At 63.8% G+C, this 25,431-nt stretch carries 22 protein-coding genes, 1 tRNA gene, 1 other RNA gene and 1 pseudogene; 15 read left to right on the top strand and 10 right to left on the bottom strand.

The genetic code is table 11. The annotated features are described in order from the left end of the window. Positions 1 to 17: 17 nt before the first annotated feature. The 8 genes from tolR to ACCQ01_RS16430 all read left to right on the top strand — a co-directional run bounded on the left by tolR (position 18) and on the right by ACCQ01_RS16430 (position 6,201). Positions 18 to 467: a protein TolR gene (gene tolR, locus ACCQ01_RS16465; RefSeq protein WP_011038136.1), complete on the top strand. Its 450-nt coding sequence runs from the start codon at positions 18 to 20 to the stop codon at positions 465 to 467. Beyond that, entirely contained in the window at positions 457 to 1,494 is a 1,038-nt protein-coding gene (gene tolA / locus ACCQ01_RS16460) for a cell envelope integrity protein TolA (protein WP_011038135.1), read from the top strand. The genes tolR and tolA overlap by 11 nt, the downstream gene beginning before the upstream one ends. Before the next feature lie 264 nt (positions 1,495 to 1,758). Continuing rightward, positions 1,759 to 3,078 carry a Tol-Pal system beta propeller repeat protein TolB gene (gene tolB, locus ACCQ01_RS16455; protein WP_014508613.1) on the top strand — a complete coding sequence of 440 codons (1,320 nt, stop codon included), beginning with the start codon at positions 1,759 to 1,761 and terminating at the stop codon, positions 3,076 to 3,078. Between the two features lie 57 nt (positions 3,079 to 3,135). Then, the gene (gene pal / locus ACCQ01_RS16450) at positions 3,136 to 3,654 is read left to right on the top strand and encodes a peptidoglycan-associated lipoprotein Pal (protein WP_011038133.1); all 519 of its coding nucleotides are present in this window, start codon (positions 3,136 to 3,138) and stop codon (positions 3,652 to 3,654) included. Between the two features lie 6 nt (positions 3,655 to 3,660). Then, positions 3,661 to 4,479 (top strand): tol-pal system protein YbgF, encoded by an 819-nt coding sequence (gene ybgF / locus ACCQ01_RS16445; RefSeq protein WP_011038132.1) that lies wholly within the window; start codon positions 3,661 to 3,663, stop codon positions 4,477 to 4,479. Between the two features lie 44 nt (positions 4,480 to 4,523). Continuing rightward, complete coding sequence (gene queE, locus ACCQ01_RS16440; protein WP_228431903.1) at positions 4,524 to 5,207, top strand: 7-carboxy-7-deazaguanine synthase QueE; 684 nt, start codon at positions 4,524 to 4,526, stop codon at positions 5,205 to 5,207. A 196-nt stretch (positions 5,208 to 5,403) separates the two neighbouring features. Next, positions 5,404 to 6,078, top strand: coding sequence for a 7-cyano-7-deazaguanine synthase QueC (gene queC / locus ACCQ01_RS16435; RefSeq protein WP_103700156.1), 675 nt, complete (start codon positions 5,404 to 5,406; stop codon positions 6,076 to 6,078). A gap of 47 nt (positions 6,079 to 6,125) precedes the next feature. Continuing rightward, positions 6,126 to 6,201 (top strand) — tRNA-Lys (locus ACCQ01_RS16430). Between the two features lie 320 nt (positions 6,202 to 6,521). Here the strand turns inward: ACCQ01_RS16430 and ACCQ01_RS16425 are convergent. Both ACCQ01_RS16425 and ACCQ01_RS16420 read right to left on the bottom strand, forming a co-directional pair. Further along, positions 6,522 to 6,833, bottom strand: coding sequence for a hypothetical protein (locus ACCQ01_RS16425; protein ID WP_146049843.1), 312 nt, complete (start codon positions 6,831 to 6,833; stop codon positions 6,522 to 6,524). Between the two features lie 195 nt (positions 6,834 to 7,028). Next, on the bottom strand, positions 7,029 to 7,334 hold the full coding sequence (locus tag ACCQ01_RS16420) for a hypothetical protein (RefSeq protein ID WP_228431904.1): 306 nt from the start codon (positions 7,332 to 7,334) through the stop codon (positions 7,029 to 7,031). A 340-nt stretch (positions 7,335 to 7,674) separates the two neighbouring features. Here ACCQ01_RS16420 and ACCQ01_RS16415 point away from each other — a divergent pair, with 340 nt between their 5' ends. After that, complete coding sequence (locus tag ACCQ01_RS16415) at positions 7,675 to 8,682, top strand: sensor histidine kinase (RefSeq protein ID WP_029628883.1); 1,008 nt, start codon at positions 7,675 to 7,677, stop codon at positions 8,680 to 8,682. Beyond that, on the top strand, positions 8,679 to 9,029 hold the full coding sequence (locus ACCQ01_RS16410; protein ID WP_228431905.1) for a response regulator: 351 nt from the start codon (positions 8,679 to 8,681) through the stop codon (positions 9,027 to 9,029). Before ACCQ01_RS16415 ends, ACCQ01_RS16410 begins: the two co-directional genes overlap by 4 nt. Before the next feature lie 135 nt (positions 9,030 to 9,164). Here the strand turns inward: ACCQ01_RS16410 and ACCQ01_RS16405 are convergent, their stop codons facing one another. Further along, positions 9,165 to 10,418 (bottom strand): lipase family protein, encoded by a 1,254-nt coding sequence (locus ACCQ01_RS16405; protein WP_228431906.1) that lies wholly within the window; start codon positions 10,416 to 10,418, stop codon positions 9,165 to 9,167. Between the two features lie 566 nt (positions 10,419 to 10,984). Between ACCQ01_RS16405 and ACCQ01_RS16400 the strand changes: the two genes are divergently transcribed. Beyond that, a complete protein-coding gene (locus tag ACCQ01_RS16400; protein ID WP_228431907.1) occupies positions 10,985 to 12,784 on the top strand; it encodes a chloride channel protein in 1,800 nt (599 codons plus the stop codon). Between the two features lie 72 nt (positions 12,785 to 12,856). Here the strand turns inward: ACCQ01_RS16400 and ACCQ01_RS16395 are convergent, their stop codons facing one another. After that, positions 12,857 to 13,774 (bottom strand): LysR family transcriptional regulator ArgP, encoded by a 918-nt coding sequence (locus ACCQ01_RS16395; protein ID WP_228431908.1) that lies wholly within the window; start codon positions 13,772 to 13,774, stop codon positions 12,857 to 12,859. A gap of 106 nt (positions 13,775 to 13,880) precedes the next feature. Between ACCQ01_RS16395 and ACCQ01_RS16390 the strand changes: the two genes are divergently transcribed. Continuing rightward, positions 13,881 to 14,507 carry a LysE/ArgO family amino acid transporter gene (locus ACCQ01_RS16390; RefSeq protein WP_228431910.1) on the top strand — a complete coding sequence of 209 codons (627 nt, stop codon included), beginning with the start codon at positions 13,881 to 13,883 and terminating at the stop codon, positions 14,505 to 14,507. Between the two features lie 166 nt (positions 14,508 to 14,673). After that, positions 14,674 to 15,099 (top strand): GNAT family N-acetyltransferase, encoded by a 426-nt coding sequence (locus tag ACCQ01_RS16385; protein WP_228431912.1) that lies wholly within the window; start codon positions 14,674 to 14,676, stop codon positions 15,097 to 15,099. 911 nt (positions 15,100 to 16,010) lie between these two features. Here the strand turns inward: ACCQ01_RS16385 and ACCQ01_RS16380 are convergent. Then, positions 16,011 to 18,179, bottom strand: a pseudogene (locus ACCQ01_RS16380) (methyl-accepting chemotaxis protein). Positions 18,180 to 18,440: 261 nt separating this feature from the next. On the opposite strand from ACCQ01_RS16380, the gene ACCQ01_RS16375 reads away from it, so the two are divergent. Beyond that, positions 18,441 to 18,515: non-coding RNA, sX9 sRNA (locus tag ACCQ01_RS16375), on the top strand. 450 nt (positions 18,516 to 18,965) lie between these two features. On the opposite strand, the gene ACCQ01_RS16370 is transcribed toward ACCQ01_RS16375, so the two are convergent. After that, positions 18,966 to 19,172, bottom strand: coding sequence for a hypothetical protein (locus tag ACCQ01_RS16370; protein WP_042594779.1), 207 nt, complete (start codon positions 19,170 to 19,172; stop codon positions 18,966 to 18,968). A 185-nt stretch (positions 19,173 to 19,357) separates the two neighbouring features. Here ACCQ01_RS16370 and ACCQ01_RS16365 point away from each other — a divergent pair, with 185 nt between their 5' ends. Continuing rightward, positions 19,358 to 20,068 carry an rRNA pseudouridine synthase gene (locus tag ACCQ01_RS16365; RefSeq protein WP_228431916.1) on the top strand — a complete coding sequence of 237 codons (711 nt, stop codon included), beginning with the start codon at positions 19,358 to 19,360 and terminating at the stop codon, positions 20,066 to 20,068. A gap of 1,477 nt (positions 20,069 to 21,545) precedes the next feature. Here ACCQ01_RS16365 and ACCQ01_RS16360 read toward each other — a convergent pair. The 4 genes from ACCQ01_RS16360 to ACCQ01_RS16345 all read right to left on the bottom strand — a co-directional run bounded on the left by ACCQ01_RS16360 (position 21,546) and on the right by ACCQ01_RS16345 (position 25,358). Next, positions 21,546 to 21,950, bottom strand: a complete 405-nt coding sequence (locus tag ACCQ01_RS16360) for a response regulator (protein ID WP_011038072.1) — start codon at positions 21,948 to 21,950, stop codon at positions 21,546 to 21,548. Between the two features lie 78 nt (positions 21,951 to 22,028). Beyond that, positions 22,029 to 22,511, bottom strand: coding sequence for a hypothetical protein (locus ACCQ01_RS16355; RefSeq protein ID WP_014508595.1), 483 nt, complete (start codon positions 22,509 to 22,511; stop codon positions 22,029 to 22,031). Between the two features lie 139 nt (positions 22,512 to 22,650). Further along, complete coding sequence (recQ, locus tag ACCQ01_RS16350) at positions 22,651 to 24,453, bottom strand: DNA helicase RecQ (protein ID WP_228431918.1); 1,803 nt, start codon at positions 24,451 to 24,453, stop codon at positions 22,651 to 22,653. A gap of 353 nt (positions 24,454 to 24,806) precedes the next feature. Next, complete coding sequence (locus tag ACCQ01_RS16345) at positions 24,807 to 25,358, bottom strand: Dps family protein (protein WP_011038069.1); 552 nt, start codon at positions 25,356 to 25,358, stop codon at positions 24,807 to 24,809. Positions 25,359 to 25,431 lie beyond the last annotated feature (73 nt).

Here is a 25,431-nt window from a genome sequence, read left to right as displayed (position 1 = left end):
CTTAGGAACGTTCCGCGATGATGTCCGGTATTTCCCGCCGCAAGAAGCACAAGCTCAAATCCGAGATCAACGTCGTGCCGTACATCGACGTGATGCTGGTGCTGCTGATCATCTTCATGGTCACCGCGCCGCTACTCACGTTGAGCACCGACGTGACCCTGCCGAGTTCGCGCGCCAAGGCGCTGGAGAGCAAGCAGGATCCGATCGTGGTGGTGGTGGCCGCCGACGGCCAGCTGGCGCTGCAGTTGCCCAAGGGCAAGCCGCAGGCGATGGACGTGGCCGGATTGCAGGCGCAGCTGGCCGCGATCGTGGCGCAGGACAAGGAGGCCCGCGTGGTGGTGGCCGGCGACCGCGCCGCGCCGTACCAGAAGATCATGGATGCCATCGACGTCCTCAAGCAGGCCAAGGTCGAGAAGGTCGGCCTGATCTCCGACTCCGGCGGCGCTGCAGGCAGTGATGCACGCTGACGCTTTCCCCCAACAGACGGCGCGCGAGGATGGCTGGGCCCGCCCAGTCATGCTGGCTTTGGCTGTGCACATTCTGGTGGCGCTGGTGTTCATCGCCGGCTGGCTGTGGTCGCCCGAACGTTCGGTAGAGCCAGCCGCTGGCGACCCGAGCATGGAAGCCTCGCTGGACGTGTCGGCTGCCGAAGCCCGCGTCGCCCGCCAGGCGTTGAACGCGACCCCGATCGCGCCACCTCCGCCGCCGGCCCCCTTGCCCGAGCCTGCGCCGGAAGACAGCGTGCCGCCGCCGCAGCCGATTCCCGAGCTACGCCCGCAGGATGCGCCGACGCAGCAGCAGGCGCAGGCGCAAGAGCGCGTCGCCCAGCCCGACAAGGTCGATCAGGACAAGGTCGATGCATTGGCCATTTCCGAGGAAAAGGCCAAGCAGGAGCAGGAAGCAAAGCGCCGCCAGGAGCAGATCGACCTCACCGAACGCAAGCGCCAGGAAGAAGCTGAGCAGAAGCTGCGCCTGGCCAAGCAACAAGAAGAGGAAGACGCCAAGAAGAAGCAGGCCGCCGCGCAGCAGGCCGCACAGGCCGAGCGCGAAAAGAAGATCGCCGACATCCGCCGCCAGCGCGAGCAGGCCGACAAGGAAGCCAAGCTGGCGGAGCAGAAGCTGCGCCAGGTGGCTGCGGCACGTGCGCAGCAGGCGTCTTCGGCCGCTGCCGCAACTGCCCAGCCCACGGCAGGGCAGGGCGGCACCAACACCGACCTGTCGGCCAAGTACGCCGCGGCGATCCAGCAGAAGGTGCTGGCGCAGTGGGTGCGTCCGCCGTCAGTCCCGCCGGGCCAGAAGTGCACCATCAACATCCGCCAACTCCCCGGCGGCCAGGTGATGGAGGCCAAGGTCGCGCCGGGCTGCCCGTACGACGAGGCAGGCCAGCGGTCGATCGAGGCCGCCGTGCTGAGCGCCCAGCCATTGCCGTACCGCGGGTTCGAATCGGTGTTCCAGCGCAATCTGACCTTTGTATTCACCGCGCAGGATCAGTAAGCGGGAGGTGTGTGCCGCGCGCCTGGCTCTGTGGCGCTGTACGCGCGAATCCCGCGCCGGGAGTTGCGCAGCACGCAGGCGCATGTGCCCGGACGCGTTGGCCGCAGCCAGGTCCCGCGCCGGGCAGCATCAGCGCCTGCAACGGTTTTGCGCAGTCCCGGCACCACTCGCTTCATTTTCACGTTGTCTCGTTCATGATTGCGAGTATGTTCACTCGCTGATTGGTATCCCTTGCCCACTTTTCCTGCCCGATCCGAGCCGTCCATGAAGAAACCGCTGCGTTGGTTAGCTGCCTTGACCGCCCTGTTGCTGCCGCTGAGCGCGCTCGCGCAACAGCAAGGGCTCACTATTGATATTGTCGGCGGCAGCGCCTCGGCCACGCCGATCACTGTCGTTCCCATGCCGTACCAGGGCTCCGGTACCGCGCCGCAGACCGACGTCTCCGCGGTGGTCAGTGCCGACCTGGACCGTTCCGGTCAGTTCCGCACCCTGCCGGCCGCGCAGATCGTTGAAAAGCCGACCCGCGGCACCGAGGTGCAGTTCCAGACCTGGCGCACGCTCAAGCAGAACTACATCGTGGTCGGCCGCGTGATGGACGCGGGCGAGGGCGCCTATCGCGTCGAATACGAGCTGTTCGACGTGGCCAAGGGCGAGCGCCTGCTGGGCCTGGCAATGACCGCACGCGCCAATGCGATGCGCGATGTCTCGCACCAGATGGCCGACGCCATCTATGAAAAAGTCACCGGCGTGCGTGGCGCGTTCTGGACCCGTATCGCTTACGTGACCGCCAGCGGCAGCGGCGGCTCGATGCGCTATGCGCTGATGGTGGCCGACTCCGATGGCTACAACCCGCAGACCATCGTGCGTTCGGCCGAGCCATTGCTGTCGCCGAACTGGAGCCCGGACGGCAAGAAGCTGGCCTATGTGAGCTTCGAGCGCGGCAATTCCTCGATCTACCTGCAGGATATCGCCAGCGGCGCACGCGAACTGGTTTCCAGCTTCCGTGGCATCAACGGTGCGCCCTCGTTCTCGCCGGACGGCCGTCGCCTGGCGCTGGCCCTGTCGCGCAGCGGTAACCCGGAGATCTACGTGATGGACCTGGGTAGCAAGCAGCTGACCCAGCTGACCAACCACTTCGGCATCGATACCGAGCCGACCTGGGCACCGGACGGCGGCAGCATCTATTTCACCTCCGACCGTGGTGGCCGCCCGCAGATCTATCAGGTCGCAGCCAGTGGCGGCAGCGCCAACCGCGTGACCTTCCAGGGCAACTACAACGCTACCGCCAGTGTCTCGTTCGACGGCAAGAAGGTCGCCGTGGCACAGGGCAGCGGCAATACCTATCGCATCGCCATGATGGATCGCAGCCTGGGTTCGCCCAGCTGGAGCACGTTGTCGCCGGGTTCGCTGGACGAATCCCCGAGCTTCGCGCCGAATGCCAGCATGGTGTTGTACGCCGCACGTGAGGGTGGCCGGGGCGTCCTGTACGCCGTGTCCGCCGACGCACGGGTCCGCCAGCGCCTGGTTCTGGCCGACGGTGATGTAAGAGAACCCGCATGGGGGCCTTACCGAACCGCGCATTAATGTTAATATTTCGCTGCGTTAAACCACTCATTGGCCCAGAGCCTCCATAGGTATCCCATGAACAAGTCCACCCGCGTCTTGCTTGTCTCCCTGTTGTCCGTTGCAGTGCTGGCCGGTTGCTCCAAGAAGGTGAAGGAAACTCCGCCTCCTGCAACTGACACCACCGCCGGTTCCACCGCTCCGACCGGTCCGTCCACCTCTGGCCTGTACGGCCCGGGCGACCTGGATACCGATGCTTGCCTGCGCCAGCGCGTTGTCTACTTCGATCTGGATCAGGACTCCCTGAAGCCGGAATTCCAGGCCATCATGGCGTGCCACGCCAAGTACCTGCGTGACCGTCCGTCCTCGCGCATCACCCTGCAGGGCAATGCCGACGAGCGTGGTTCGCGTGAATACAACATGGGCCTGGGCGAGCGTCGCGGCAATGCCGTGTCGTCGGCTCTGCAGGCTGCCGGTGGTTCGGCCAGCCAGCTGACCGTTGTCAGCTACGGCGAAGAGCGTCCGGTCTGCACCGAAACCAGCGAAAGCTGCTGGTCGCAGAACCGCCGCGTCGAGATCGTGTACACGGCTCAGTAAGAAGCGATGCGCTTTCGAGTGACATCCCTGTTCGTCGCGGCGGCCCTTGTGGTCGCCGCGCCGGCATACGCGCAGCGGGCCAGTCTCGCTGATCGTGTTGCCGTGCTCGAGCAGCAGCAGGCCAATAGTCAGGCCAACAACGATCTCCTCAATCAGCTGCAGCAGGCGCGTTCGGACCTGCAGGCGTTGCGGGCGACGGTGGAACAGCTGCAGCATGACAACGAGCAACTCAAGCAACAGTCCAAGGACCAGTACCTGGATCTGGACGGGCGCCTGAATCGGCTGGAAGGTGCGGGTGGTGCGGTTCCGCCACTGCCATCGGCTACCGGCAGCGTCACCCCAGCCCCGGCACCGGCCGCGCGACCTGCAGCGGCGGCGACTTCCGAGAAGCCGCCCACTGTCCACGGCGACCCTGGCACGCTGGCCATCAGCAATGAAGAGCGCACTGCCTACAACGTGGCCTTCGATGCATTGAAGAACGGCAAGTACGACGATGCGTCGCAGCTGTTCCTCAGCTTTCTTGAGCTATATCCCAATGGCGTCTACACCCCCAATGCACTGTATTGGCTGGGTGAGAGTTATTACGCCACCCGAAATTTCCAGTTGGCCGAGGCGCAGTTTCGCGATCTCGTGAGCCGCTACCCCACGCATGACAAGGCCGCTGGCGGCCTGCTGAAGCTCGGCCTGTCGCAGTATGGCGAAGGCAAGAACACCGAAGCGCAGCAGACCCTGCAACAGGTCGCTACGCAGTACCCAGGCTCCGACGCGGCACGCGTTGCGCAGGAGCGTCTGCAGTCCATCCGCCTCGGTCAGCAACTGCGCTGAGCCGTTTCGCGCTGCCGCCTTCGGGCGCGGCGCATACTTTGCCCATGAACGCCGCCGCCGTCCCCAGCGAGATCGTCCAGTCGCCGTTGCCGCGATTGAAGATCACCGAGATTTTCCTTTCCTTGCAAGGCGAGGCCGAAGCGGCCGGCTGGCCGACGGTGTTCGTGCGCCTGACCGGCTGCCCGTTGCGCTGCACCTACTGCGATACCGCCTACGCCTTCCATGGTGGCGAGTGGCATGACATCGACGCGATCGTGGCCGAAGTCGCCAGCCAGGGCGTGCGCCACGTCTGCGTCACCGGCGGCGAGCCGTTGGCCCAGAAGCGTTGCCTGGCGCTGCTGCACAAACTCTGCGACGCCGGCTTCGATGTCTCGCTGGAAACCTCCGGTGCGCTGGATGTGTCCGCTGTGGATGCGCGCGTCTCGCGCGTGGTGGACATCAAGACCCCTGCCTCGGGCGAAGAGCACCGCAACCGCTGGGACAACCTGCCGTTGCTGACCGCGCGCGACCAGATCAAGTTCGTCATCTGCAGCCGTGCCGACTACGAATGGTCGCGCGATGTGGTCGCCACGCAGGCGCTGGATCGCCGGTGCACGGTGTGGTTTTCGCCCAGCAAGGGGCAGGTGAGTGCGCGGGAGTTGGCCGACTGGATCGTCGCCGACCGGCTGCCGGTGCGTTTCCAGATGCAACTGCACAAGATCCTCTGGGACGACGAACCGGGCCGCTGAAGCGCCGGCCGTACCGCTACGATGCATGTGGAGGCGCGGATTGAGTTGAGGTGAGCGCCGCGGTGTGTGGTGTGTTGCTGGCGCCGGTGCGCCAGGCGCAGAAGATGAAAAGTCTTCTGTCTTATGCGCTGCGCTACCGCCTCACCGACCGACCCTGCTAGCCTTTCCGCTTCTGTTGTCCACTGTCTGATCCGTCATGAAAAAAGCCGTTGTTCTGTTGTCCGGGGGCATGGATTCCGCCGCCGTTATCGCGCTTGCGCAAGAGCAGGGCTTCGCGGTGCATGCGTTGAGCGTGCGCTATGGGCAGCGCCATACCTCCGAGCTGGACGCGGCAGCGCGCGTCGCCGCAGCGCAGGGCGTGGTGGCGCACAAGGTGGTGGATGTTGACCTGCGCAGCATCGGCGGCTCGGCGCTGACCGCTGACATCGACGTGCCGGAAGCTGGAGGTGTGGGAATCCCGGTCACCTACGTGCCGGCACGCAACACCATCATGTTGTCGCTTGCCCTGGGTTGGGCCGAAGTGGTCGGCGCCAACGACCTGTTCTGCGGCGTCAACGCGGTCGACTATTCCGGCTACCCGGACTGCCGGCCAGAGTTCGTGCGTGCCTTCGAGGTGCTGGCGAATCTGGCCACCAAGGCCGGCGTGGAAGGCGCGGGCCTGCGCGTGCATGCGCCGCTGCAGTTCCTCAGCAAGGCCGACATCGTGCGTGAGGGCGTTCGCCTGGGCGTGGACTTCGGCCTTACCGTGTCGTGCTACAGCGCCGACGCCGACGGACGTGCCTGCGGCCATTGCGATGCCTGTCGTCTGCGCGCAGCCGGCTTTGCCGACGCCGGCGTGCCGGACCCGACGCATTACGCGATTTCGTCTTGACGCCGGTGTAGGGTAGAATGCGCACCCCGGCGCACAGCCGGGGCAGTGGGCCGTTAGCTCAGTCGGTAGAGCAGAAGACTTTTAATCTTTTGGTCGATGGTTCGAATCCATCACGGCCCACCATTCAATCCAGTCAGCAAAAAGGCGCCTTTGGCGCCTTTTGTTTGTCTGTACGAGCCGTTCTGGTTGGCACTCCGCGGCTCCGGTCGGTCGTTGCAGGGAGCGGGCCTGCGTTCCGAGGCGTCTACTAGTGGTCAAGATGGCAGCTCGTGTCCGACATGCATCCCCTGGGGCAACAGTCGTCGCGGCTGTCACGGCTGTCACCGTGATGCCGCGCGCGTAGCACGGCGGTCTGCGGTGAGCGCTGGATACTGTCAGTCGGTGACGCCGGCCGAAGCTGCTGCCCCGGTCTTGCCCGGGGCCAGTGTCAGGTGGCGATGTGATCAGCCTTTGCAGATCCATTTGCCCGTGACCGCGTAGGTTCTGGCATTGATTGCACGTGCGTTGACCCGGCCCAGCCGCACGGCGGTGGTTTGCGGAAACGCATCGCGGCATTGCGCTGCGCCATCAGCCCATTGCTGATTAAAGATCTCGGTCCGGCCGGGCCCGCCAGCGGTGAATGAGGTGATCTGGGTCGTTTGATAGACGAAGTTCAAAGGCTTTGCGACGGCCAAATTAGTTCCCGCAAATAAGAGAAAAATCGCGGAAACAATAATGGTCTTTTGAATCGATTTTCGACGCAGGGGCTCGTGCATGTTCATAAGAGTCGCTTTGATAGGAAATGGAGTTATGCGGCTGGTGGAACCTTATCGTCGCACAGGCTACGGCGCAGATAAGACGATCCCATGACGCTTGCCGCGTCTTGCGTATTACCGATGTGCGTTATTCAGCATGCTGCGGCGACTGGTTGATTGCCTATCTCAGGATGCTGAGAATTGAACGCGTTTGATTCATTCTTCAGGCGTGTCGACGGCCTCGCCAGAGATCTGCGCGCACTGCTCGGGTGACACGAAGCTGACCCTGTAGAAACTTTCCTGATCCTGGATCTGGCACAGCCATTGTGTCCAATGCCTGCGTAGCGTGAGGAAGGAATGCGCGGGAGCGATTGGTGCGTTTCCAGTGCCGCTCGAATATCGATGTGGCGAATGTATTTCATGTTGATAGAGAAAGAAGGCGGCCGTTAAAACCAGTAATGAAGGAATGATGCCCTGTCGGAATTTATTGAGTTTTTCGGGGATCTCTCTTGAGAGGGTCATATCGATCGGCCTCGCCCATTACCGCGTTGGCCGGACAGTACGCAATCTGGTCGCTCGTCTGGAAAATCGCATTCGCTGCGGCGGTTGGTTGTTCCGATCGATTCCCAATATTCAAGAAAGCGCTGCATCGCGGGAAGTGATGCAAGCCGGTCAGATCCCTGTCGAAGTGACCCGCGATTGCTCGCACGTCGCCAGTAGGTCGAGGTCATGGCACGCGATTCGATGCCACTGGTGCGCTTGGCATGCGCAATGGATCAGTCCGCCTGGCGGGCGTGGTTCATGATGAGGTTTTCACATCAGCCTGCTATCGTGCACGCCAATTCCGGGGCCAGATGACGTGATAGCCGAGCAGCAAGAAGACGCCGCGAAATCGCGCATCTACAAAGCGCTTTTGCAGGCCACTCCCGATCTCCTGTACGTGTTCGATACCCAGCACCGTTTCATCTACGCCAATGAAGCGCTGTTGGCGATGTGGGGCATGGAGTGGGAGCAGGCGTCCGGCAAGACCTGTCTGGAGATCGGCTACGAGCCGTGGCACGCGGCGATGCACGATGAGGAAATCGAGCGCGTCATTGCTACCGGCCAGCCATTGCGTGGCGAAGTGCCGTTCCCGCACATCAGCAAGGGCGTGCGGGTGTATGACTACATTTTTACGCCGGTGTTCGGGCCCGATGGCCGCGTTGAGGCCATCGCCGGTGCCACCCGTGACGTCACCGAACGCAAGCAGCATGAGCAGCATCTGCAGCTGCTGATCAATGAGCTCAATCACCGGGTGAAAAATTCCCTGGTGATGGTGCAGTCCCTGGCGCGGCAGTCGCTGAAGAACGCTGAGAGCCTGGACGATGCCAATGAAAAGATCGACGCGCGCCTCATGGCGCTCTCCAGTGCACACAACACCTTGACCCGCGAGAATTGGGTGAGCGCCGATATCGCCGAACTCACACGCGATGCGGTGGAGCTGTGCGAGTCACACCAGGGGCAGCGGTTCGAACTGCACGGCAGTTCCTGCCGGCTGGACCCGCGCCGCGCACTGGCGCTGGCGATGGCCTTGCATGAGTTGTGCACCAATGCGGTGAAGCACGGTGCGCTGTCGTCCGCGGAAGGGCGCGTGCGGATTGCCTGGGAGTGCACCATGCGCGAGGGCGAGAATCGCCTGGAGTTGTTGTGGCAGGAAAGCGGTGGCCCGGAAGTGCAGCCGCCGCAACGCAAGGGCTTCGGCTCGCGATTGCTGGAGCGGGGCCTGAAGCACGATCTCAATGGTGATGTGTCCTGGGTCTTCGATACGGCGGGTGTGTCCTACCGCGTGTCGTTGGCGTTGCCGGCTGCGACCGCGGAGCTGGCAGCATGAGTGCGCGCGTACTGGTGGTAGAAGACGAGTCGCTGGTGGCCATGTTGCTCGAAGATTGCCTGGCCGAACTGGGCTATGAAGTGGCCGGGACCGTGGGCGATGTCAGCGCCGCGCTCGAAGTGGTGAAGCAGGGCAATCTGGATATGGCGGTGCTGGACGTCAATCTGGGCGGCACGATGTCTTTCCCGATTGCCGAAGAACTGGATGCGCGCGGCGTGCCGTATATCTTCGTGACCGGCTATGCCTCCAGCGGGATTCCGGAGAAGTTCCGTCACCGGCACGGGGTGCAGAAGCCCTTTCGTTTCCGTGACCTGCAGGACGCATTGGCGCTGTTGCAGAAGCCCTGATCACACCTAGCGTTGGCACGCACTGCGCCCGAATCGCTGAAGCGACTATGTCGTCCATGCGATCACCCTGCACTGCAAAACTCTCCGGAACGCCCGAAAATCGCGGCGTTCCGGGGAGTCCTTGCGCAGGATTGATCAGCGCTGCTTGTCCAGCAGTTGCTGGCGTACCGCCACGATGCAGCTGTCCTTGATGGCCAGATGCTCACCGGCACTGTTGTCGCTGGCCTTGCCGGTGCCCAGGTCGACCAGTGACACCTGGGTGCTGCCGCGCTGCTTGAAGGCGGCGATGGCAGTGGTTGCATTCTTCAGCGGCACGGTAGCGTCATTCGACGAACCGCACAGCAACGTCTTGGTCCGCGGGCTCCAGTCCAGCAGGTCGTTGCGGGCCAGATCCTTGCGGAAGGGATTGTTCGGGTTGCTGGCAAAGTCGCGATAGAAATCGGCCTGGAAGTATTTTTTGACCTTGCCGATCTCGGGCAGGTCGACAAACAGGTCCAGCAGGCTCTTGCTGCCGGGGAATTGTGATTCGACGGTGGCCGCCCACGGCGCGCGGAACACCTGCGATGGCGCGGTGTAGATGTTTTGATACGCGTGCTGCATGCCGACGATGGCGTAGCTCGCCAGCACCAGGCCGAAGGTGCTTTCGCCGACCGCATTACGCCCGCTCCAGCTATCGACGAAGGTCTGTTCGAGCGCGTACGGGCCGGCAATCGGTGCGCTGGCGACCAGATTGAATTCCTTCGACAGATGCGCTTCGATTTCGCGTTGGCTGGCCATTGCCGCGTGCCCGCCGACCGAGTAACCCGACAACATCACCTTGCCCGACAACGGCGTGTTTAACCGGTCCAGCATGGTGCGTGCGGCGCGCAGCGCATCGATCATCGCGTTGGCTTCGGTCGCGCTGTGCAAATAAGGATGGAAGGGATAGCTGGACTTGCCGAGCCCGAGGTAATCGGTGCTCACGACCACATAACCCTGGCTCGCCAAGTGCGTTACCAGCGGATCATTGCCCTTGGCATCGCGGATGTCCTTGGCCATCTCATCGCGCCGCAGCGTCTGCGTGCCGTCGCCCCAGCCGAGCAGCGGATAGGGCCCCTGACATTGCGGACCTCCCGGCACCAACATCGCGGCGGAGGCAGTGGTCGGCTCGCCGTTGACACCAACGGTGGCATAGGTGAATTCGGCAAGCCGCACATTGCATTTGGGCTGTTCAAGCGGCTGGTCATCTTTGACCAGCACGGCGATCGCATCGCGTGTGTAACTGCTCAGGAAATTGCTGTTCAGCAGCGTGCCGCGGGCAGGCGCGGCTAGCGCCATGCCAGGCAGCAGGGCGCCGGTAATGGCGATGGCAAGGACGTGGAGCGCTGTGCGGTGTTGGCGTGGAAACATGGAAGTGGCCTTGTTCAATGGCCCAGGGGGTGGGCCGGAAGTAGGGGCTGGTCTGTGCGCTGATCAAGGTGATGCCGGGTGCGCGCGTCCGGCGCGCAAGCAGGCTGCAGCGGACTCGGGAGGGGGTGTTCATCGATCAAAGCTCAGCGCGTTGAGAGCGCGCACTATGTGCCTGCATAGCGCCGCGAAGAGTCGGCACGGCGAAGCACATGGTCATCGTACGAAGCGGCATGGCGTGCGCTGACGCTGGTTTAGGCGGCAGGCACGTAGCGGCGCACGCACTGCGTTTCACCGCTGGCCGGTGACTGCCGCAATATGACAGGCGCTATCGTTTTGCCGCAGTGCGTGCGCCTGAGGACTCATGCGTTGGCTGCGCGTTGTCTGTCTGCGGTGCAGACCAGCTGGAGCGTCTGTTGTTCTCAAGCGTCGCGACGCCCGGTGAGGTGGGCGCTGCGAGATGAGACTCCCAGGGCCTCAACGGTGGCGTCCGCAGCGATGTTGCACAATGACGCATCCTCACTGCGCGCGTGATCCTGCTCTGCCGGGCAGGACGTGCTTCTGCCCTCATGCAATCGCTACGCCTTCGCGTTTCCCGGTCCTTACAGCGTGCACGGGTCCCGCTCGATCTGCTGCTGGGCTGGCTGCGCCGGCAGTTTCGCGCCAACGATCTGTGGTTCATCAGCCTGGCTGCCGTGGTGGGCTTGATTGCCGCAGTACTGACCGTGCTACAGGCCGGTCTGGCCCACACGTTGCAAACGTGGCTGTACGGGTTGGCGCCAGGCGAGCGGCTCAGTACGGCGGACGGCATCGGCGTGCAGCAATTATTGGTGTTGCCGCTGGGCGGCCTGCTGGTGGGTCTGGTCGCATTGCTGGCGCGCCGCCGTCGACGGCCATTGGTGGACGCGGTGGAAGCCAATGCGCTGCACGGCGGGCGCATGTCGATGCGCGACAACCTGATCGTCGCGGTGCAGACCTTGCTCTCGAACGGGTTCGGTGCATCGGTCGGCCTGGAGGCGACCTACACGCAAATGGGCTCCGGTGCGGGCTCGCAGCTGGGACGGGTCCTGCGCGTGCGTCGTACAGACATGCGCACGCTGGTTGGTGCCGGCTCGGCGGGCGCGATCGCAGCCGCATTTGGTGCCCCGCTGGCCGGCGCGTTCTACGCGTTCGAGATCGTGATCGGTGCCTATACGCCATCGGCGCTGGCGCCGGTGGCAGCCGCCGCGCTGGCCGGCGCGTTCATGGCCAACGCCTTGGGTGCCACGCCCTACGCATTGCCGGCGGCGGTGGCCTACCAACTGCAGCCGCGCGACTACGCGATCTATATCGCCTTGGGCCTGGCCTGTGCGGTGATCGGCATTGCGGTGATGCGGCTGGTTGCCGGCATCGAGCGTGGCGTCGGGCGGATCAATCTGCCGCTCTGGGGCCGGCCGGTGATCGGTGGCCTGTTGCTGATTCCCCTGGCCGCGTATTCGCCGCAGGTGCTGTCCTCCGGCCACGGCGCCTTGCATCTGGATCTGACCAGCACCACCACGCTGCAGTTTCTGCTGACCTTGCTGGTATTGAAGTGCCTGGCCTCGGGCATCTCGCTGGGATTCGGGTTCCGCGGCGGCCTGTTTTTTGCGTCGCTGTTCATGGGCTCGTTGGTGGGCGCCTTGTTTGCGGTGGGCACCAATCTGCTGATGGGTGCGGCAATGGTGGACACCACGAGCGCCTCGCTGGTGGGCATGGCGGCGCTTGCGGCGGCGATTGTGGGCGCGCCAATGACCATGGCGATGCTGATCCTGGAGGGCACACACGATTTCGTGCTTGCCAGCGCCGTGATGGCGGCGGTGCTGGTGGCCAACACGGTGGTGCGGCAGGTGTTCGGTTATTCGTTCTCTACCTGGCGCCTGCACCTGCGTGGCGAAAACATCCGTAGCGCGCGCGACGTGGGCTGGGTGCGCCACCTGTCGGCTGGCAAGATGATGCGCAAGGATGCCAACCACACCCGCGACGACACCAGCGTCAGCGAATTCCGTCGGCGCTTTCCACTGGGCTCCACGCAGCGGGTGGTGCTGGAAGACGCCCTGGGGCGATACGCCGGCGTGGTGCCACTGGCCATCCTGTATGGCGATCGCGTGCGCGAGGATGCGCCGGTGAGCGACTACGCACAGCACCGCGACGCCGCGTTGCTGGCAGACACCGATATCGTGGCGGTGATGAAGGTCTTCGATGCCACCCAGGCCGATGAGCTGGCGGTGATCGATCAGCAGCGCACCGTGCTGGGCGTGTTATCCGAGGGCTTCGTGCGCAAGCGGTATGCCGAAGAGCTGGAAAAACGCGAGCGCGAGCTGATGGGCGAGCGGGGGACTGGCGAGGAGTGAGCGTGGGTTGGCCGCGTGGGCGTGGGCCGTGCGGAGTCTGGAACGCGACACGCGAGGCGCTTCGAGCAGCGCTCAGTGAGCGGGCCCCTGCTTGCCAACACGCAAGCTCGCCGCCGCTGCGGTTCGCAAGCTATCGCTCAGGCGCTGCAAGGTCGTCGAGCGCACCGCGGCATGCTGCCAGTACAGCGGCACATCCAGCCAGCGCATCGGGTCGATGATGACTAGCGTCTTGCGCTCTACTGCCGGCAACACCATCGCCTCCGGCGCCAGGCACCAGCCCAGCCCACGCGCGGCGGCGTCCACGAAGCCGGTGGATGTGGGCAGGTAGTGGATCGGCGGCGACAACTGCATGCGCGTGATGCGTCGCGCAAAGCGTGCCTGCAGCGCGTCCTTGCGGTTGAACACCATCATCGGTGCGCGGCTCAATCCGGCGGCGTCCAGGCCGCTGCTGAAGTAGCGGGCTACCACATCCGGCGACGCGATGGCGTGGTAGCGCATGGTGCCCAGCGGCTGCACATTGCAGCCTTGCAGTGGCCGGCGTTCGGCAGTGACCGCACCCAATACCGTGCCGGCGCGCAGCAGCTCCAGGGTGTGGTCCTGGTCATCGACATGCACGTCAAACAACAAGCCGTGCGCCTGGTGCAGCTCGGCTAATGCGGCCAGCACCCAGGTCTGCAAGGAGTCGTCGTTGACGGCGATGGACAGCGTGCGCGGCGTGCCGCCAGCACTCGCGTCAGGCAGGAAATCGGCCATGGCCTCGGCTTGCAGCACCTGCATCGGCCGTAGCCTGCGGAGCAAGCGCTCGCCGGCCGGGGTCGCGCGGCAGGGCGCTGTGCGCAACACCAGCACCTGGCCGAGCCGGTCTTCCAATGCCTTGATCCGCTGCGAAATCGCCGACGAGGTCACCGACAGCCTGCGTGCAGCCAACTCGAAGCTGCCTTCATCAAGCACGGCAGCGAACGCGGCCAGTTGGGGATGCAACAACTCCATGCGAGTTCGCCGGATTAGATTTCCTTTGGAGCATACAGAATATTTAGGTTTCCTAATCCTAGGGGCTGCGGCAGTCTTGCCGCACGCAACCAACAGACACCGCGCCATGGTCTTCAACGCAGCACTTTCCGGCTTCATTGCCAGCGCCGGGCTCATCATCGCCATCGGGGCGCAAAACGCATTCGTCCTGCGCCAGGGGCTGCAGCGGCGGCATGTCGGCCTGGTCGTGGCCATCTGCGCCTTTGGCGACATCACCTTGATCCTGGCCGGCGTCGCCGGCATTGGCGCGGTGGTGCAGCACTGGCCGCAGATCCTGCAGCTGTTCCGTTATGCGGGTGCGGCGTTCCTGGCGGTGTACGGGGCGATGGCCGCCCAACGCGCCTGGCGCGGGCAGGGCGCACTGGCACCGGCCGAACGCGACGATCAGCGTTGGCAGCAGGCGGCGCTGACCTGCCTGGCTTTCACCTTCCTCAACCCGCACGTGTATCTGGACACCATGGTGCTGCTGGGTAGTCTTTCCGCACGCCATGCCGGCGTACTGCGCTGGGCATTCGCACTCGGTGCCTGCCTTGCCAGCATCACCTGGTTCTGCGCGCTGGGCCATGGCGCGCGGCTGCTGCAACCGGTGTTCCGTAACCCACGCGCCTGGCGGGTGCTGGATGCTTGCATCGCCGTGTTCATGCTGGTGTTGTGCGTGGCGCTCCTGCTGCCGCAGCATACGACCTTGGGTTAACTGCGGCGAACGCAAGCAAGTGCGCGGTCGTCCGTTGGTGCGGATAGTTTGAAGCAGCCTGAGTGGGCAAGCTGGCCGTGCCGGATTCTGCTCACCGGCCGCACGCACGCGGCGGATGCGCACGTCGCTTGTTCGTCGCTCCATGCCCTTTGCCAGGACACTTCACATGCCCCACTTGCACGTCAGCACCGACAACTCCCTGCTCGATATCGGCTTGATCCATCGCACGCTGTCACAAGACACCGATTGGGCCAAGGACATTCCCCTCGCGCTTGTGCAGCGCGCGATCGATCATTCGTTGTGCTTCGGCGGGTTTGTCGATGGCCAGCAAGTCGCGTTCGCCAGGGTGATTTCCGACTATGCGACCTTTGCGTACCTGGGCGATGTGTTCGTGCTGCCGGAGCACCGCGGCCGCGGGTACAGCAAGGCGCTGATGGATGCGGTCACGGCGCATCCCGATCTGCAGGGGCTACGCCGCTTCAGCCTGGCCACCAGTGATGCGCACGGCCTGTACGCGCGCTACGGGTTTACGCCGCCGTTGTTTCCGCAGTCGTTGATGGAGCGGTATGTTCCTGGGTTGTATTCGACCTAGATTCCAGCGGCGCTTTGCAGCTTTGCTGCTGGCTAGTTAGCCAACAGTGCGCCGGGGTGATCCTGCGAAGTGCGCGCCACTCGCGTGGTGTCGCCGTGGCGCACAACGAAGCCGTCGCAGGCGGTACGTGCGAGAGGACACAGCATGCAACGTGCGCGCAGCCATCATCTCTGCGCGGCATGCATCCAGTCTTCTGCACATGCCAGTGCGTCGGCTTGGGTTGCGCTACAACCACCGGCCAGATGGCGATCGTGCGCAGGGTCGATCGCCTCCCATTCCCAATGTGGTGCAGACGGCCACACCGCGAGTATGCACACGCGCGCATCGGCCAGCCGGACATCGGGTTGCCAGATTTGCAGCGCGTCTACCCACACGCGGTGCCAATGCAGATGCGTGCGGTCGGCGTCGGCATGCACGCTTGGATCGCGCATGGACGACGCAGAACGGCCAGCGTTGGGACTAGTGCGTGCGGAGCGCATCGGGAAGGGGGTAGCGGGAGCGGTGACGATCATCACGGGGATCCTTGGTCGAGCAGATGCGCCATGCAGGATGTGTCACTCCCACCCACACATCTGCGTTACCGGCAACGCCGGCTGCGGATGTCGTGGGTACCTGATGGCTAAGATGCCGCCTATCTGGCGGCGGCCGGGCTACCATCCGGCCTGCTCTCTTTCGACCGCGGCAGCGTACCCAGCTGGCGCCATCTGCGCAAGCACTCCCGGCACGCGTTTGATGCTTTTTTCAGTGGATTTCTGTGTGCAATTGGGGCTGTTTCCGGCGATGTCTGCCTGGCCGTAAAGGCCCATGAAACCCGCTTGACACACACGAAGAGAGCGCCGGGTGGCGCTCTCTTCGTGTGCTGCACCTGAGCTGGCAAGACACAGCCGGCGAGGTGATCCCGGTACTGTCGATCAGGCGCTACGTACTTTGTTCAACAGCTGCGCCACCGGCTCGGCTGTGCGGGTATTGGCGCTGCGTGTCTGCCGCGCATCGATCTTGAAGATGGCTACCGCGTCAGTGAGTTGCTCGGCTTGCTCTTCCATCGAACGCGCCGCGGCAGTGGCTTCTTCCACCAACGCAGCATTTTGCTGCGTGGTCTCGTCCATGTGGGTGATGGTCTGATTGACCTGCTCGATGCCGGCCGACTGCTCCTGCGAGGCGGCGGAGATCTCCCCCATGATGTCGGTGACACGTTGCACGCTTGCCACAACATCGCCCATGGTCTTGCCGGCGGTGTGCACCAGTGCGGAGCCTTCGGCGACGCGCTGCACCGAGTCGTCGATGAGATCCTTGATCTGCTTGGCTGCACCGGAGGAGCGCTGCGCGAGCGTGCGCACTTCCGACGCGACCACGGCGAAACCGCGGCCTTGCTCGCCGGCACGTGCTGCCTCCACCGCAGCGTTCAAGGCCAGGATGTTGGTCTGGAAGGCAATGCCGTCGATGACGGAGATGATGTCGGCGATTTTCTTCGACGAGGCTTCGATGCCGGACATGGTCTCGACCACCTTGCCGACCACCTCGCCCCCTTGCGAGGCGACCCGCGCCGCACCGATCGCCAACTGGTTGGCCTGGCGTGCACTCTCGGCGTTCTGCTTGACCGTAGAGGTGAGTTCTTCCATCGAAGCGGCGGTCTCCTCCAAATTGGCGGCCTGCTGCTCGGTGCGCTGCGACAGGTCCTGATTGCCTGCAGCAATTTCGCTGGCCGCCGCGTTGATCGACACTGCGGACTGCTGGATGTTGCCGACGATCTGCGCCAACTGGCTGGCGGTGGCATTGGCATCGTCACGCATCTGCGCAAAGACGCCGCGGAACTCGCCACTCATGCGCGCGGTCAGATCACCGGCCGCGATCGACTGCAGCAGCGAGGACAACGACTGCAGGTTGCCGTCGGCGGTGGACATGAGGTGATTGAGGCTTTCCACCATCACCCGGAAATCGAACTGAAAGCGCTCGGCGTCGCCACGTGCACTGAAGTCGCCGTTGGCTGCCGCCTGTGCCAGATGCTTGATCTCGTGATTCATCGCCGAGAGGTTAAGCTTGACCTGCGACATCGTGTCACTGAACACCGCCTTCTCACCGGGCAGCGGCTGCATGTCTTCGCTGAGCTCGCCCACCGCGTAGCGACCCATGATGCGTGCCAGATCGGTCTGCACGGCGACGTGCGAGGCCACCAGCAGATTGGTGTCGTTGGCCATGCGGCCGTAGTCGCCGGGGAAGGCGGACGCATCGATGCGGAAGCTGATCTGGCCATTGTCGTGGCGCTTGGCCATGTCGGTCTGTGCGGCAATCAGGTTGCGCAGCTGCAGCTGCATCTTGTCCATGGCCTGCAGCAGCCGCCCGGTTTCGTCGGTGGCCGTGGTGTGGACGTCGTTGTGCAGGTTGCCGGCGGCGATCGATTCGGCGGTGCGGGTCGCCTGGCTGAGCGGGGCAGTGAAGCTGCGCGTGATCAACCAGGCCAGCAGCGCACTGATCAGCAGTGCGGCGATGCCGCCAGTGGCCAGCGTGACCTTGCCGCGATGCATGGAGGCAACCGCCGCGGCGTAGGCTTCCTTGCTGAGGCGGCGTTCCAGGGCCGCATTTGCGCGGATAGCGGCCTGCTATGCGTCCATCGCCACTGCGGCTTCGCCCTGCAGCAATGCCTGCGCCTGATCGCTCTGATCGCGCAGGCCGTATTCAAGGATTTGATTGTTGAACTTAACCGACACATCGCGCTTCTGCTGCACCGATGTGAGCGCGTCTTTTTCCAGCGCACTGCTGGGCATGGCTGCCAACGCGTCATGCGCGTTCTTGTACCGCTTGCGGTTGGCTTCGATCATGTCCATCGAATGGCGGTTGGCCGCCTCACCTGACACCATCACGATGTCGCGCAGGCCGATCGCCACATTGGTGTTGGCGTCGAGCATTTCAGTGGAGAGCTGGATGCGCTCCATGTTGTTGTTGACGATGGTGTCGAGCTCGAAGCGTGCGTTGGACATCGTCACCAGGCCGGTGGCAACCAACAGGCCGGAGAGCAGGATCAAGATGCCAAAGGCCATACCGAGCCGACGGCCGACGTTGAGGCGTTGCAGATAGTTGTTCATCACAGCATCCAGGGTGGTGCAGCTGAGGGGCCTGCGGGGATGCCATGCATCGGCGCGGGCGTGTTGACCAGCTAGCGGCCCGGAATGGGATGCCTAAAGGTACAAAACCGTAAATGGTTACGACAGATTCAGTGCCTTAGAAGGGATCTCCTGACAGCTGTCATTAGGACCTGACAGGCGCGGTGACCAGCACTGGTTTAGAGCAGCTATCAAAACTACTGCGCAGCCGCCAGGCGGGCGCGGCCGGTGCTCGGAATCCTCATGTACCCCCGTACACTCCGGTTCCTCCGCGCCGCCCGCACCCACCTGACGACTGCTCGCTACGTTTTGTTAGCCGCTCTTAGAGGCTTTTTCAGAGACGATTTGACGTATGCGCCTGGTCGAAGTGACCGCATTTGCGTCGCTGCGCGACGGTTGGATTCCGCCTTCCCCTAACGACGCTCCGGCGATGTCGATCCAAGCGGGGCTGGCCATTCGGCGGTCACCACGATGGCGGCTGCCAATGGCAGCGTCTGCTTGCTGGTCTGGTGTCCCACTGCAGAAAAGCGCGCCTTGCAGGCAGGCAACGTGCCGTTGCCAGTCGCACCGGGCACGGTGGGGCAGTGTGTGCAACTTGCGCTATACAAAAGCCAGAGAACGCAGTGGAGGCGCCTGCCTCAGTGGCTGCGTGTCACGCGATCGTGGCAAGGCGCTGCTTCCACATACGCAGCAATGCAACAACGCCGCACCGAACAATGCTGCGCTGCGTGCAGGCGCAGCCTGCGAAGGCGCACACGTTGGCCGTGATCAGGCTTCCAGTGCGGCGAGCACGTCTGCGTGCAACTGCTCGGCGCCTGCCTCGGTGTTGAAGCGCGCCACGACCTCTTCGCCTGAGATCAGGCCGATGCGGACCGTGTGGCAATACGAACCAAAGTTCTCCCCGGCATTGAACGGATCGCTGATGACGGAGATATGGTTGAGGCGAACCCGGGTGGTGCCGAACGTGATGAACATCTGTGGTCTCCTGTGTGAGTGGCGAGTGTCCCACTTTGTGCGGCATGGCAGAAGCACGACGCTTGCCGGGCCTTGGCTGGCGCCGCTATGCGGATGAGCGAGGCGCACCTTGGCGCAGGGCTGCAGGCGTCGTACCGGCGGCAGCGACCACGTACACTGCCCGGCCCTGACGTAGAGCATGACCGATGTCCGATCCGATCCGTCTCGACAAGCACGTGGCTGCCGTGTTCGGCTGTTCGCGCGGCGAGGCGCAGCAATACATCGAAGGGGGATGGGTCAGTGTGGATGGCGTGGTGGTGGAAGAGCCGCAGGCGCCGATCACCGGCCAGCAGGTGAGCCTGGCGGTCGACGCGGTGCTTGGGCAGGCCGAGCCCGCCACCTTGCTGCTGAACAAGCCGGCCGGCATGAGCTGCGAGGCCGCCGTGACGCTGGCCACGTCGCAAAGCCGCAGCAGCCTGGATCAGGCCGATATCCGCGTACTGAAGCGCCACTTCCTGCGCCTGAGCGCGCCGATGCCGCTGGACGACGAGGCCAGCGGGCTGCTGGTGCTCAGCCAGGATGGCCGGATCTTGCGCAGGCTCACTGCCGATGCGGCCACAATCGAGCAGGAGTATCTGGTGGAAGTGCGCGGCGAACTGCGCCCGTACGGCATGGCGCGGCTGGCAAGCGGCCTGGTGTATCAGCAACGGAGCCTGCCGGCCTGCAAGGTGAGCTGGCAGAACGAAGAGCGTCTGCGCTTTGCCATCAAGCACGTGCAGCCTGGGCAACTGCGCTACATGTGCAACGAGGTGGGGCTGGAGGTGGTCACCATCCGTCGCCTGCGTGTTGGTCGGATTTCGCTGGGCAAACTCGCGCTAGGCGAATGGCGTTACCTGCCCACCGGCGAGCGCTTCTGATCTTGTGGCGTCTGTCGCCCGATAACTCGTGCGGCGATAAAAAAGCGGTTGGAATTCCGAGCGTTGCCTGATGTTCTGCGCTGAGTGCGTCACGATGCGCCTGCCTCTGCCTCTGCCTCTGCAGATGGGCGAGGGCTGATCGTGATGTGAGCCGCTGCAGTATCGGCAGGCCGATCAAACCAAGAAAGTAAGCAGGCTTTCGGCGCGCTGGGCGATGTTCGTCATTGCACATGCCGCGAACAGACTGCCGATCCGCGAGGTACTTCGAACTCCCCTAGCGTCTAGAGTAGAGACGCGCCTTTCAGCGCGCCGACGTGCTCAGCCGCAGTTGCTGCGTGTGAATCACTTCTTGTTGCGCTTCTTCTTGGCGCGGGTCACCAGCCACACCACCACGGCGATGATGCCAACCACCAGAATGACGAAGGCCGGTGACAGAAATGAGTTATCGCCCATGTGGATCTCCTGAAATTCAACAGCCAAGCGCTGCACTGGGTTTAGCCTAGCGAGCGCCTTGGGTGATGGCGTGAAATGGACACGCAATCGCGCATGCATGCGTGGTTGCGTAGCGCTGCAGGTTTGTCTTCAGCGCGTTCGATTGCGTTGCCGCAACGCGCGCGTCGAGCGCCAGGTGGGCCTGGTCGAAAGGTGAATGGCGAAGCTCAATGCATGCGTTTCAAGCGCGCGTGCGGCTTGGTCGCAGGCTCGAACCATGTGCATGCAATTGTTCGGCAGGCGCTCATGGATAGACGCTGATGGACAGAACGGCGTGAGGACGATCAAGGGCTTCGGATGCAGTGCAGCCAGGGAAGGCCGCTGCCGCGATGTACGCCACAAAGGTGGATACGGCAAGCGTACTCAGCGATGCATTCAAAATGCGCTGCTCGTAGCCGTGGTCACTGAGGACTGGAATGTTGAACGCGGCGTCAGGCGCACAGCACGGCTACAGAATCAGCTGCTGCGGCGAGTTTGATCGCTGAACTTAAGAAGCATCGATCGCAAGCGCGATGCGCATGCCTTGGTCGGGTGTGGCCACAGGCCAGGGATTTGCTGATGTGCTGATCAGAGAGGGTATGAAACCTAGACCGCAGTGCTCATTCGGTCTTGCACTGGATCGTAGGCGTGCTAACTACTTGGATCCTGCGCTGGATCGTAGACGTGCTGACTACTTACGCCATGCAGCAGCGACGTAGGTCGTGCAGCTAGGCATCTTTCACTACCGTCTGGCAGCGAGCGCAACCATTTCCGGGCAGCGTCAGACAAAAAGCCAGGAAGATAGGCATCTTCTGCCTAAGGCAGTGACCATCATGATCCGGCGAGGGCGTGCTCCGCGCCCCGCGAGTTGAGCGGCCAACAGGCCTCGCGTCCGGCAGCTGCAGTATCAAGTGAGATGCACGTCACGAAAATCAGGGGCGAACTGACGGGCTGTCAGGGCGTTCCTGACAGCGGTCTCGGCCGCAAAACGCCTGCTGCGCCGGGCTTACGCCATCGGTGTGGACGGCACGCGGTGCTTGGCCATGACGCTGCGGATCGCATTCAACAACTGCTCGGGCGTATACGGCTTTTCGAGGAAGGCCACGCCGTCGGGCAGGATCTCTTCCACATATTCCACGGCCAAGCCGGAGGTCAGCAGGATCGGCAGGTTGTACGGCGCATGCGCTGCTTTCAACGCGAGGTCCACGCCTGTGAGGCCGCCCGGGAAATGGATGTCGGAAAACAGCACATCGACGCGCGGGTCGCTTTCGATCAACGCCAACGCTTCTTCCACCGAACCGGCACTGCGGCAGGTGAAGCCATAGCTCTCCAGCACAAGGCAACTGAGTTGACGTGTTCCATCGCCATCTTCGACGACGAAGACAACCGGTCGTTCCTTGTTCTGTGACATGAGCACATCTCGTGAGGCAAGCCACATTTTCCGCAAAGCAGGGGTGAACCCCTTGTCAATGCAGGCCGAGCTGTAGTGTTACCAACCGAATGGGCCGGGGCCGTAACCGCCAGGTGCGTAGCGCGGGCCGAAAATGGGGCCTTCGCCGCGGCCAACGCTGATGCTGACGCCGATCTGATGCGCCTTGCCGTCGTCGTCGTAATAGGTCTTGCACGAATTCAGATTGACGGCCTGCCAGTTGCTGTTGCCGCCACGGTTCGAATAGCCCATGCCGGTCTCGACCGCACCGTGCAACTTGCCCTGACACTGTTCGGCCCGCTCGGCGGCAATGGAGGCAGCGGAAGGACGCGCCAACGCCGGTTGTGGGCCCGTCTTGTCGCCATAAAAGGTGCCCGGCGGATCGGTGCTGTATTCCGGATCGGAACGGTACTGCACCGGCTCCTTGGGAATGCTCAAGTCCAGCGAACGAGGCGTCACCGCGTCGGTGCCGCTGTCGCCGGTCTGGGCGAGCGCACTGCCGGTGGCGAGCAGGGTGGCCAAAAGAAGCAGGCTGCGTTTCATCGGTTGGACTCTACAGGAGGGACTGGCGGCGCGCGCCAGATCGCTCCGTTGAAACTAGCAACGGCAGATTGAATGCGCGCTGTCGCTTCCGCGGATTTTTGTGCCGGCCGCGACACCGGGGCGACACACACCTGGCGCATCAGCCCTGTTCGCGCACGATCTCGATCAGTTGCGCTCCGTAACGGGCCAGTTTGCCGCCGCCGATGCCGCCCACACGCGAGAGGGCGTCGATGCTGGTTGGCCGTTGTTCGGCGATATTGCGCAATGTGCTGTCGTGGAAGATCACGAAGGCCGGCACGTTCTGCTCCTTGGCCAGCTCCGCGCGCAGGCCGCGCAAGGCGTTGAACAGCCCCAGATCCTGCGGCTGCACCGGCAGCCCGGTGCGTTGCGCGCCGCGGTCGCGCTCTCGCCCGGCAGCCGGGTTTTCGCGCCGCATCATCACCTGGCGCTCGCCTTTGAGCACCTGGCGGCTGGCATCGGTGAGGCGCAGGCCGCCATGGCCTTCGCTGTCGACTTCCAACAGGCTGGCGGCCACCAGCTGGCGGAAGACTCCGCGCCAGGTGCGCTCGTCCATGTCGCGGCCGATGCCGTAGGTGCTCAGCTGGTCATGGCCGAGCTGCTTGATGCGCTCGTTCTCGCTGCCGCGCAGGATGTCGATCAGATGGCCCACACCGAAGCGCTGCCCGCTGCGATACACGCAGCTCAGCGCCTTCTGCGAGGCCACGGTGGCGTCCCAGGCGGCGGCCGGGGTCAGGCAGTTGTCGCAGTTGCCGCAGGGCTTGGGATAGGTTTCGCCGAAGCCGGCCAGCAGCACCTGGCGGCGGCACTGCATGGACTCGCAGTAGCCCAGCAGGTGATCGAGCTTGGCGCGTTCCAGGCGCTTGCGCTCTTCGGCAGCCTCGCCCTGTTCGATCATCTGCTTGAGCAGTACCACATCGCCCAGGCCATAGCAGAGCCATGCCTCCGCGGGCTCGCCATCGCGGCCGGCACGCCCGGTTTCCTGGTAATAGCCCTCCATCGATTTGGGCAGGTCCACGTGCGCTACGAAACGCACGTCTGGCTTGTCGATGCCCATGCCGAAGGCGATCGTGGCGGCCATGATGATGCCGTCCTCGCGCAGGAAGCGGCGCTGGTTCTCCGCGCGCACTTCCGCCGGCAGGCCGGCGTGGTAGGGCAGGGCATTGAAGCCTTGCGCACACAGCTGTTGCGCGGTTTCTTCCACTTTGCGCCGCGACATCGCATAGACGATGCCGGCCGAGCCGCGGTGGCGGCCCAGGAACTCCTGCAGCTGCTTGCGCGCGTTGTCCTTCTGCACCACGGTGTAGCGGATGTTGGGGCGGTCGAACGAGCTCACGAAGTGGCGCGCCTCCACCAGGTCCAGGCGCTCGGCGATCTCGCGTTGGGTGGGCGGGTCGGCGGTCGCCGTCAATGCCATCCGCGGGATGTTTGGCCAACGCTCGTGCAGCATGGTGAGCTGGCGGTACTCCGGGCGGAAGTCGTGGCCCCACTGCGACACGCAGTGCGCTTCGTCGATGGCGAACAAGGCGATGCGGCTACGTTCCAGCAGCGACAGGAAGCGCGGGGTGAGCAGTCGTTCCGGTGCCACGTACAGCAGCTCCAGATCGCCCGAGAGCAGGGCGCGTTCCACCCGCTGGGTGTTTTCCGCGTCCAGGGTGGAGTTGAGGAATTCGGCGCGTACACCGAGCTGGCGCAGGGCTTCCACCTGGTCCTGCATCAGGGCGATCAGCGGCGACACCACGATGCCGATGCCGTCGCGCAACAGCGCCGGGACCTGATAGCACAGCGACTTACCGCCGCCAGTGGGCATCAGGACCAGCGCGTCGTTGCCGGCGGCGACGTGTTCGACAATGGCTTGCTGGGGGCCGCGGAAGTCGTCGTAACCGAAGACGCGGCTGAGCAGTTCGTGTGCGGGGGAAGACATCCGCCTAGGATACCGCGCGGGTCAAGCCCGGGCCGGTGTCACGCTGGCGGTGTTGCGCAGTGGTATGTCGGGGATCGCCGCGACGTGGTGGATGCGGTAGACGAATACGTTCGCGGATGCAGCTGAGCGCTTACGCGTGGCGCAAGAGATGTCAGGCAGCGGGTGCGGGTGCGACGGCCAGGGCTTCGCTCCGTACCCTCACCCCAACCCCTCTCCCGGCGGGAGAGGGGTTTAGTGTCCAGCATTGCTTACCGGTGGTAGGCAACTGCGCAGGGGCGCAAGGTTGAGCAGGGCTCAAGGTTGCGCCTTTGGCGAAACCTTGGACAAACCCGTGGAGGCTACGCCTGAAGGGTTTACTGCAGCAGCGAGCGCAGCATCCAGGCGTACTTTTCGTGGGTCTGCAGACGCTGGGTCAGCAGGTCCACGGTCGGGTCGTCGCCGGCGTCGTCGGCGGTGCCCAGCACCTTGCGGGCGGTGCGGCAGACCGCTTCGTTGCCGCTGACCAGCTGGCGGACCATCTCGCGCCAGTCGGCGCTATCGCTCAGGCCCGGCTCTTCCGGGATCGAGGTCAGCGCCACGAATTCGCGGTACGAACCCGGTGCGTTGTAGCCCAGGGCGCGGATGCGCTCGGCCACTTCATCCAGCGCGCCCCACTGCTCGGTGTACTGGGTTTCGAACATGGTGTGCAGCGAGTTGAACATCGACCCGGTGACGTTCCAATGGAAGTTGTGGGTCTTCAGGTACAGCGTGAACGCGTCGGCCATGTAGCGGGCCAGGCCGTCGGAGATCTGCTTGCGATCGGCATCCTTGATCCCGATATCGATGTGTGGCGCCGAGGGAGCGGCGACCGGCAACGCGTCAGTGGGAGCCGCGGGTTTGTTTGCTGCGTTCTTCTTCTTGGACATGGATGGTCCTCCTTAGGAACTGATATGGCGTCACAATAGACAGGCTAAAGGATCACTTGTCATTCAATCTTTC

Source organism: Xanthomonas sp. NCPPB 4037 (assembly GCF_041475695.2).
In the GTDB taxonomy this organism is placed as follows: domain Bacteria; phylum Pseudomonadota; class Gammaproteobacteria; order Xanthomonadales; family Xanthomonadaceae; genus Xanthomonas; species Xanthomonas campestris.
This window is presented reverse-complemented; position numbering and strand designations above follow the sequence as displayed.

Bases quoted from the DNA above. Each gene is read 5' to 3' on its own strand.
- tolR (WP_011038136.1), top strand. From the start codon at position 18: ATGATGTCCGGTATTTCCCGCCGCAAGAAGCACAAGCTCAAATCCGAG.
- tolA (WP_011038135.1), top strand. From the start codon at position 457: ATGCACGCTGACGCTTTCCCCCAACAGACGGCGCGCGAGGATGGCTGG.
- tolB (WP_014508613.1), top strand. From the start codon at position 1,759: ATGAAGAAACCGCTGCGTTGGTTAGCTGCCTTGACCGCCCTGTTGCTG.
- pal (WP_011038133.1), top strand. From the start codon at position 3,136: ATGAACAAGTCCACCCGCGTCTTGCTTGTCTCCCTGTTGTCCGTTGCA.
- ybgF (WP_011038132.1), top strand. From the start codon at position 3,661: ATGCGCTTTCGAGTGACATCCCTGTTCGTCGCGGCGGCCCTTGTGGTC.
- queE (WP_228431903.1), top strand. From the start codon at position 4,524: ATGAACGCCGCCGCCGTCCCCAGCGAGATCGTCCAGTCGCCGTTGCCG.
- queC (WP_103700156.1), top strand. From the start codon at position 5,404: ATGAAAAAAGCCGTTGTTCTGTTGTCCGGGGGCATGGATTCCGCCGCC.
- ACCQ01_RS16425 (WP_146049843.1), bottom strand. From the start codon at position 6,833: ATGCACGAGCCCCTGCGTCGAAAATCGATTCAAAAGACCATTATTGTT.
- ACCQ01_RS16420 (WP_228431904.1), bottom strand. From the start codon at position 7,334: ATGACCCTCTCAAGAGAGATCCCCGAAAAACTCAATAAATTCCGACAG.
- ACCQ01_RS16410 (WP_228431905.1), top strand. From the start codon at position 8,679: ATGAGTGCGCGCGTACTGGTGGTAGAAGACGAGTCGCTGGTGGCCATG.
- ACCQ01_RS16405 (WP_228431906.1), bottom strand. From the start codon at position 10,418: ATGTTTCCACGCCAACACCGCACAGCGCTCCACGTCCTTGCCATCGCC.
- ACCQ01_RS16400 (WP_228431907.1), top strand. From the start codon at position 10,985: ATGCAATCGCTACGCCTTCGCGTTTCCCGGTCCTTACAGCGTGCACGG.
- ACCQ01_RS16395 (WP_228431908.1), bottom strand. From the start codon at position 13,774: ATGGAGTTGTTGCATCCCCAACTGGCCGCGTTCGCTGCCGTGCTTGAT.
- ACCQ01_RS16390 (WP_228431910.1), top strand. From the start codon at position 13,881: ATGGTCTTCAACGCAGCACTTTCCGGCTTCATTGCCAGCGCCGGGCTC.
- ACCQ01_RS16385 (WP_228431912.1), top strand. From the start codon at position 14,674: ATGCCCCACTTGCACGTCAGCACCGACAACTCCCTGCTCGATATCGGC.
- ACCQ01_RS16370 (WP_042594779.1), bottom strand. From the start codon at position 19,172: ATGTTCATCACGTTCGGCACCACCCGGGTTCGCCTCAACCATATCTCC.
- ACCQ01_RS16365 (WP_228431916.1), top strand. From the start codon at position 19,358: ATGTCCGATCCGATCCGTCTCGACAAGCACGTGGCTGCCGTGTTCGGC.
- ACCQ01_RS16360 (WP_011038072.1), bottom strand. From the start codon at position 21,950: ATGTCACAGAACAAGGAACGACCGGTTGTCTTCGTCGTCGAAGATGGC.
- ACCQ01_RS16355 (WP_014508595.1), bottom strand. From the start codon at position 22,511: ATGAAACGCAGCCTGCTTCTTTTGGCCACCCTGCTCGCCACCGGCAGT.
- recQ (WP_228431918.1), bottom strand. From the start codon at position 24,453: ATGTCTTCCCCCGCACACGAACTGCTCAGCCGCGTCTTCGGTTACGAC.
- ACCQ01_RS16345 (WP_011038069.1), bottom strand. From the start codon at position 25,358: ATGTCCAAGAAGAAGAACGCAGCAAACAAACCCGCGGCTCCCACTGAC.